The organism is uncultured Marinobacter sp., assembly GCF_963974375.1.
Lineage (GTDB): Bacteria > Pseudomonadota > Gammaproteobacteria > Pseudomonadales > Oleiphilaceae > Marinobacter.
On the sequence record NZ_CAXBDN010000238.1, the window covers coordinates 1 to 6,789 of the forward strand.

The following is a 6,789-nucleotide window of genomic DNA, read 5'->3' on the forward strand; positions in this document are numbered from 1 at the left end:
GGTATCAGATTGATGGGGTGAAGGTGCCCCATCAACCATTAAATCCGTATACCCAAAATATTAAGCGATTAGAGCCTGAGCTGAACCGGTATGGCGATAGGTCGACCGGTCTGCGAGACTTGTTGGCAGCCTATGAGAAATCCGGGTTAGAACCTCCGTGGTGTATCGATATTCTTGCTCGTCGTTCAGCAAGGCGATATTTGATGCCCAGATCACACGATTCGTCATGATACCCAGAAAAGCATCAGCAGAGGTGTAATGAAATAGATCCTTATCCGGAAACATATATTGTTCAAATCCTTTTCACATTGGATCGTTCTCGGGATGTCTGAGCTGGTATAACCCCAGCCAGCATGCGCGGCTACGGAATGGAGGCGCAGCCGCAATGCCGTAGGCGTCGCGTGCCTGGCCTTGTTAACTCTCGCTCTCAAAACAGTCTATAGGCTCTATCGTTTTAGCTATCTGAGTGACTGCCATGCATACCATTGAGAACAAAAGGTCAAACGTTTGCCTCGATCCATACACATCTATCAAGGCTGCATCGCCACTTTTCTGCTCAAGACCGATGCCCGCTTGATTCACAGTTTCGACAATGCTCCCTGTTATTCCAGGGGTGGTTTTGAGTATTTCAGTCATCCGTGAGCGACATGTCTCATCCTCTAAGCTAGCGACTGAAAGTCTATGCGCAACGTCGTTTCTTATCGATTTGAATAACATCAGTTGCCGTCGGATTGGTTTGCGAATGATTCCCAATCGAAATGACAATTCTATTTTTGCTGAGAAAGAACCGAGAGGTGCATATGCTCCGTCGAGAAGACCATCGCTCTTGGCTGCTGGCTGAAGCAGAAAGGCCCTCAGAATTTCCCCTAAGCTTTCATCAAGAATAGAAGCCGCAACGATGACCGCTCCTCGGTCACTCTCTTCAGAAATGAGCTTGTGGTAGCGAGAGAACACTTCTGCCGCTTCAGGGCCTGAAAATTCTGACATGTCATCCCCAGAGTTAACATTTTTATATTGGTCGCTGCAACCTCATTTTCATCGACCTATATCTCCGTCGAGAATTTGTTAAAATTAGGTAAAAAATTATGTCAGGTCAATTAATTACCGGAATAGACTCACTTTTCAGTGTAGGAAAAACGTTCATCAAGACCACTATCACGGATTTTTGATGATTTCATAGTATATTGATAGAGAGAAAAAGAGCCCCGCCAAGAGAAGCCTCCAAATCATGGTCGCCGCGACCGCTTTTCCGGTTATCAGGTTTAAATTGCCCCCATTTGGCGCAATCGTCCTGCCTGCTCTGATAGGGGAGAGCGGTGCCTCTGAGAATATCCTGTTGTCGAGGAAGCGGACGTTGTTACTGCTGGTCTGTTGGAGCCCCAAGTGAGCCCCATAACGCGAACCACTGAAACGAATTCCGGAGAGCCGGGTCAGACCAGTTGTGAATCGAGATACCGTCGAACAGTGGCCGGATCGTCTATCATAGCTTCAATCGCCACCCTGTTGTCGAAAGCTTTGTTTGGCTTTTTCACCCATTCGTTCGCTTGCTGTTCCGTCGGAAAGATTAGCCTCAGCTTTTTGTAGATCCCGAAGATGTATGAAACGCGCTCCATTGCCGCCTCTGATATGGCCTCATCGGTATTGCCAGGAGCACCCAGAAGCTCCGATACTTCTGAGTCGTCTAGTCCCCAGGCGCGCGCTATGCGATGAAAGACTCGAAGAGCTGTTTCAGTCGTTTCAGTAGGTAGAGTTTGGGTTTCGGGAGTCATCACCATCAGTTGTGCCATCGAGTGTCCATTATTTTCACCATTTTCCCACTCGTCATGTCGACTGTGACAGGTGTCCATCGATAATCTGGATCCCATTCGAAATCGGCCATTAACTGCATCACACACTCTATCGCATCGTTATGGTTCGGAAATTCCCGCGCTTCTGTCGGCTCCGTAGTAAAATTCATGCGGTAACCGTCGCCTGTCCCGCCATGCTCTGTCCGAACGTAGTGAACGTCATTATGGGTTTCCTTGAACAAGTAGCCAGCGACAAACATAAAACTTCTCCGTCCTGTTGAGTTAACGTTAGCCCGGCTTTTTCAGGGGAATAGCAGAAACCGACTAAACGTACTATTTTCTGTCCCGGTGATTCCGGCCACCGGGACACGGAGCCTCAAGCGGCATGGAACCGGACAGCCAGAAAACACCACGCCGCATACTTGTTGAACAGCGAACCTGCTTACCCTTGTAGGACATTATGCTTGGGCTAACCAGTCGAAGTACCGGCGTGTCAGGGCTATTCCCTCGAGGGAATGGGTGAGCATGAAGTTCAGCGCCGACTGTCCGCAAAATGGTTCGTCTGTCGTCGGAAGACGAATGCGCCCCACAGCTCGTTCTTCCGTGGGATACAAGGTGTTCAACGCCCGATATATGCCCATCAGATAGCTGATACGCATCAGAACATCGTCCGGCATCTCCGGAGAAGCTTGCGACTGAAGAACCTGAAAGGTGTCCGCGTCCAGTGACAGCAGTTGCTGCTGCTCTTCGACCGTGCAGTGCCACTGCTCCATGATGTACCGGAATCCTATCAGCCCGACACGCGCTTCCTGCTCCGAAACACTGAGTTCTTTGTCACGGTCACTCGGCATAATGCTCGCACTCCGGTTTGGGGCAGTGCCAAGGTCAGTGGCGCTCCCGTGGCTCAGGCCCGGGTCCCGGACCTCTCCATGTACTCGCTGATCTCCCGTTCCAGCCGGGAATGCACATCCAGCAATTCGTCCTTTTCCACAGGCTGGTCCTTGAGACGGGAGCGGGATTTGTTGCGCTCAAGTTCGGCCCGCTGTTCGGCGTACACATGATGCAGTACCCCTACGCCCAGGCTGGCATTTTGCTCGTCATTCATGTGCCTTCGCAGCTGTTTGAACTGCTCCGGCGCGGGCGGGTTCTGTCGTCTGGTTTCGATGTCTTTGTGTCGGATCTGGAACGCTTCGCCCCACAGCGACAGTGCCTTGCCCCACGCCTGTGACAGGGACTGGTGTTCCGTGATCGCAATTCGCACCGGGTTGCCAGGCACATTGACCTGAAAATAGCACTGCTCGGTCTGGCCACCGCCGATGGTTCCAATGCCCAGGGTGATCCCCTGAAAACCCACGCCCCGATAGGGCTTGGTCCGGGCATGCTCTGTGCGGATGAAGTCCAGGTACTTCACGGCGGCGGCGCGCATCGACCATCGGACGTCGTAGTATTCGGCACGGGTTTTCTGATAGCGGTGCCAGAGCGTTTCGGGCACGGCGTCACTGGAGCGGCGTAGGCTGAAGTACTTCTGATAGCGTTTGCCACGAATCGTCGCGGCAACGCGCCAACCGTAAAAGCCGGACGAGAGTTCGCCCTTGTCGTAGAACTGAATCGCCATGGGTGGCCGAGTCATCCTTTTGTGGTGAGGTATAAATGTAAATGCATTTACAGACCAATGGGTACACCGATGGGCAAGACCCGTGGGTGTCGGGTCACGGATTGCGGCAGCGCCTGCCAGGCATCGGTGCGTTGTAGTTCAGTGAGGGCCGCACTACGGGATTGCAACCCGGCCCAGACTCGATCCGGTGAATGTGCGAAGCGTTGAATGACGCTCTGCCAAGCTGGGTTCCCATCCTTTTGCCAGTCTCTGGGCCAGGTGGTACTCCAGGCGATACCGTCTTCGTCCATCACCATGGGTGACACATCATAAATGGGCGTCAGTTCCAGGCCGTGGAACGTTCGATGGAACGACGTATTGCGCCCGTGGTTGTCGCTGTTACCAAGCAACCGGTTAATGTGATCCCGGATAAGGTATTCGACCAGCATTCCATCCGGATCACTGGCCAGTGGAAGAATGACTTCCAGCGCATCGATGTGGCTCAGCCGGGCACCATTACCAATTTTTCCCATCACATTATACAGGGACTCCACCGGATAACGTTCCCCGCCCGGTCCGCGGTCGAAACGACGGACCCAAAGGGCATCGGGTTGCCAGCGTACTTCCGGTACATCAAAACCCAGTGAGCCGAGCGCTTTCAGGTACAGATACTCGGCGTGGAGAATGTCGATGCGGTTCCGGCTCATGGGCTCCCGCGGCCATTTCACCAGCCAGTAGTCGGTAATCGTGCAGTCGTCAGGTTCGTTACCATCCAGATAGTACTGACCGTCATCGGTTCGGTTGATCAGCAGTTTGGGGTTTTCACCGCCGGCACCCAGACCCACCCAGATCGGGTGGATATCAGAGAGGCCGAGGGCTTCGTTGAACGGTTCGTATGGCCAATACCAGTCGCCGGCACGCTCAACATCCAGGGGCATGGACGGGAAAAGGCCGTCGTCAACGCTCGGCCCTTTGATGCGAAAATTGCCAATGGGAGAGAGGGCGCACTCTTTTAACAGGCGCACATCGTGCTGAGGGCCATCCTGGATCGTCCCGTCTTGCCGCCGTGGTAACCGTAACCGCTTGAGCAAGCGCCGACGAGCCCAGCCACTGGGAATCAGATCCCTCAGAAAGGCCGCGACCGCTTCGCCCTCATACGTCTCAAGTATGTCGCCCGGCACCTGGGGACTGGCCCACTGCACGAAAGGCAGGTTAATGACGGGTACGAAATCGTCTTCCTGAAAATCCTCAAGGCCCAGGATGACTCCAGGAAGCGGGACACAGGTCCAACCGTCCTGGCGTTGATAATCCAGACGCATGGGGCTGAGCAAGCCGGACTCCGGCCGGTCAATAATAATCCCCGCCAATGTATCCCAACCTGCCGGACCCCAGCGTTCGAGTTCAACCACAGACATGGTCATCTCCTCTCAACAACACCACAACGCGACCATCCACGTTCAGGGCCTGGCCGTCGCCGATCGAGATCAGCCAGGGCCAGTCCCAGTGGGTGTGTCCAAAGACCGTCAGCCCGGTATACCCTGTCGCCAATGAGAGCGTTACACCAGGGTCGCCACGGCGGTGACGTTCGGCGTCCTCCGGCCCCTGGTGCAACAGTATGATGTGCGGCCGCCGGGCGGTGACCGACTCCATGACCGCCAGAAAACCTTCTTCATCTCGCCGCTGGTGACGTCTGGGGTTCCCGATGATGCCGCTGACGCCGCCAACGCGCAGGCCGGCCGTGTTTCGGACCTGACCATCGAGGATTTGAACATTTCTTGGCAAGGTCTTCGGATCGGCCAGTTCATCGTGGTTGCCGTGCACGGCGAGGACCTGTGGCGCCAGCCCGGCGAACGCCTCATAGACTTCCTCCACCGGGCCGGTCCCACCGCGTTTGTGGCAGTCTGGGTAGTCGTACAAATCGCCACACAGAAACGCCGCTTGCGGCTGCGGAATTGTTCCTTTCGCTACCAATGCCATCAGCGCTTCTGCTACAGGCACCCCCATCAGCCGGTTGGCGCCGCCGTCTTCACGGCCCTGCAGGTCGGAGGTAAAAATCAGCGCGTCTACACCATCGGGCAGCCCAGTCGCCCAGGTCCGATGAAACGGCAAACGATTGCGCAGCGGTTTTCTTGACGGGCCACTCGTGCGATGAGGCAGTTCATGGAAAGGGGCCTGTTCAACACGGACGATGCTCACCATTCTCCGTTCACCTGATCGGCCAGCCAGCGGGCAACCCGCTCACAGATCTCATCGTTCTCCTCGGGTCCGACCAGGCGGCAGTCGCGAAACGCGAGCGCATCGTCGATCTGCTTTTCGATGGGATCCCCCGGGCGCGCCACGACATACCCCATCAGCTGGGCGCCGGGCTTACCCTGCTCGATGGCCTGTTGACGTTCCCGCACCCATTGCTCCGCGGCTTCACGGTCAGCAAACCGCGGTGGCCGACGAATAAAGAACCGCGTGGGGATTTCGAACCAGCGACCATCGCGGGAGTAGGCCACAATCTCGCCGGACATCTCTGGCAGATAGGCGATTTCGCTTTGAAGCGCTTCCAGAGCACCACGAAAATCCGCAAACGGCTCAGGAAACCGACCTCTCATATCAAATGCACGATAAGCAAAGATGCTCGCTAGCGGGCCCGTGCTGAGTTCATCCGCGTGGGCCCCATCGGCATCCAGATTTTCCAGAATTTTGTTTTCACTAATTTTTTTAACCACTTCATGCCCTCCACCCTCTGGTCACTACCCTCATTCATTAATACACATTGTAGTAGTGAGCTACCATTGAGGATTTGCATCTAGTTACGAAACAGATTACCGTAAAAAAATGAGATACCCAAGAGGGCATGCGAAAAATGTCGAGCCTGTCGTTTGTCAACGGTTTTGTCACAACTGACACATTAAGTACCCACTCTGCAGCCTGTCTCCGGGCTGCTCCGATTGGGATCAGTGATGGCGAGAATCTTCTTGGCGTCGTGCTGAATCCGCTCAGCTACGAGGCACTGATGCGGCTAGCGATTATTTACCGGCAGCAACAATCCGGGACGGAGCCGGATCAGACGATGAGCGAGGCCATGACCGCATTCATCGACATGGGGGAGCGGCTACTGGGCGAAGCTTGGAACAGCGTTCCAGATGATGCGCATAACCGAAACCGACCTCAGCGCGACCCAAGCCCAGACGACGAGCAGCCTCCCTCATGAGACGAAGCCTGGTTGTCCATCAGCATTTCGGGAGTAACCGGTTTGGCAGGGACTGGGTCTGCGGCGACCTGCATGGCCATCGCGACCTCCTGATGGCGGTCCTTGAAGAGAATCACTTCGATCTAGGCGTGGACCGACTCTTTCTGTTGGGCGACCTGATTGATCGGGGGCCTCAATCAGCCGACCTGCTCAGCTGGGTCCTGCAC

The 6,789-nt window shown here is 55.1% G+C and carries 9 protein-coding genes; 2 read left to right on the forward strand and 7 right to left on the reverse strand.

Going from position 1 to position 6,789, the window contains the following annotated elements; genetic code table 11:
* Positions 1 to 414: 414 nt before the first annotated feature.
* From AAC035_RS16790 to AAC035_RS16820, 7 genes are all read right to left on the reverse strand, one after another.
* Complete coding sequence (locus AAC035_RS16790) at positions 415 to 987, reverse strand: hypothetical protein (RefSeq protein ID WP_339806170.1); 573 nt, start codon at positions 985 to 987, stop codon at positions 415 to 417.
* A 443-nt stretch (positions 988 to 1,430) separates the two neighbouring features.
* The gene (locus AAC035_RS16795) at positions 1,431 to 1,787 is read right to left on the reverse strand and encodes an MbcA/ParS/Xre antitoxin family protein (protein WP_339806172.1); all 357 of its coding nucleotides are present in this window, start codon (positions 1,785 to 1,787) and stop codon (positions 1,431 to 1,433) included.
* A gap of 458 nt (positions 1,788 to 2,245) precedes the next feature.
* Complete coding sequence (locus AAC035_RS16800; protein ID WP_339806174.1) at positions 2,246 to 2,638, reverse strand: DUF2384 domain-containing protein; 393 nt, start codon at positions 2,636 to 2,638, stop codon at positions 2,246 to 2,248.
* A 53-nt stretch (positions 2,639 to 2,691) separates the two neighbouring features.
* Positions 2,692 to 3,402, reverse strand: coding sequence for a hypothetical protein (locus tag AAC035_RS16805; protein ID WP_339806176.1), 711 nt, complete (start codon positions 3,400 to 3,402; stop codon positions 2,692 to 2,694).
* Between the two features lie 47 nt (positions 3,403 to 3,449).
* Positions 3,450 to 4,796: a HipA domain-containing protein gene (locus tag AAC035_RS16810; protein WP_339806178.1), complete on the reverse strand. Its 1,347-nt coding sequence runs from the start codon at positions 4,794 to 4,796 to the stop codon at positions 3,450 to 3,452.
* Entirely contained in the window at positions 4,783 to 5,580 is a 798-nt protein-coding gene (locus AAC035_RS16815) for a metallophosphoesterase (protein ID WP_339806180.1), read from the reverse strand. Before AAC035_RS16815 ends, AAC035_RS16810 begins: the two co-directional genes overlap by 14 nt.
* Positions 5,574 to 6,098, reverse strand: a complete 525-nt coding sequence (locus tag AAC035_RS16820; RefSeq protein ID WP_339806182.1) for a hypothetical protein — start codon at positions 6,096 to 6,098, stop codon at positions 5,574 to 5,576. The genes AAC035_RS16815 and AAC035_RS16820 overlap by 7 nt, the downstream gene beginning before the upstream one ends.
* Before the next feature lie 137 nt (positions 6,099 to 6,235).
* Between AAC035_RS16820 and AAC035_RS16825 the strand changes: the two genes are divergently transcribed.
* Both AAC035_RS16825 and AAC035_RS16830 read left to right on the forward strand, forming a co-directional pair.
* Positions 6,236 to 6,583, forward strand: coding sequence for a hypothetical protein (locus AAC035_RS16825; protein WP_339806184.1), 348 nt, complete (start codon positions 6,236 to 6,238; stop codon positions 6,581 to 6,583).
* On the forward strand, positions 6,580 to 6,789 hold a 210-nt coding region (locus AAC035_RS16830; protein WP_339806186.1), incomplete at its 3' end, for a metallophosphoesterase. The genes AAC035_RS16825 and AAC035_RS16830, both read left to right, overlap by 4 nt.

Bases quoted from the DNA above. Each gene is read 5' to 3' on its own strand.
- AAC035_RS16790 (WP_339806170.1), bottom strand. From the start codon at position 987: ATGTCAGAATTTTCAGGCCCTGAAGCGGCAGAAGTGTTCTCTCGCTAC.
- AAC035_RS16805 (WP_339806176.1), bottom strand. From the start codon at position 3,402: ATGGCGATTCAGTTCTACGACAAGGGCGAACTCTCGTCCGGCTTTTAC.
- AAC035_RS16800 (WP_339806174.1), bottom strand. From the start codon at position 2,638: ATGCCGAGTGACCGTGACAAAGAACTCAGTGTTTCGGAGCAGGAAGCG.
- AAC035_RS16815 (WP_339806180.1), bottom strand. From the start codon at position 5,580: ATGGTGAGCATCGTCCGTGTTGAACAGGCCCCTTTCCATGAACTGCCT.
- AAC035_RS16795 (WP_339806172.1), bottom strand. From the start codon at position 1,787: ATGGCACAACTGATGGTGATGACTCCCGAAACCCAAACTCTACCTACT.
- AAC035_RS16825 (WP_339806184.1), top strand. From the start codon at position 6,236: ATGTCGAGCCTGTCGTTTGTCAACGGTTTTGTCACAACTGACACATTA.
- AAC035_RS16810 (WP_339806178.1), bottom strand. From the start codon at position 4,796: ATGTCTGTGGTTGAACTCGAACGCTGGGGTCCGGCAGGTTGGGATACA.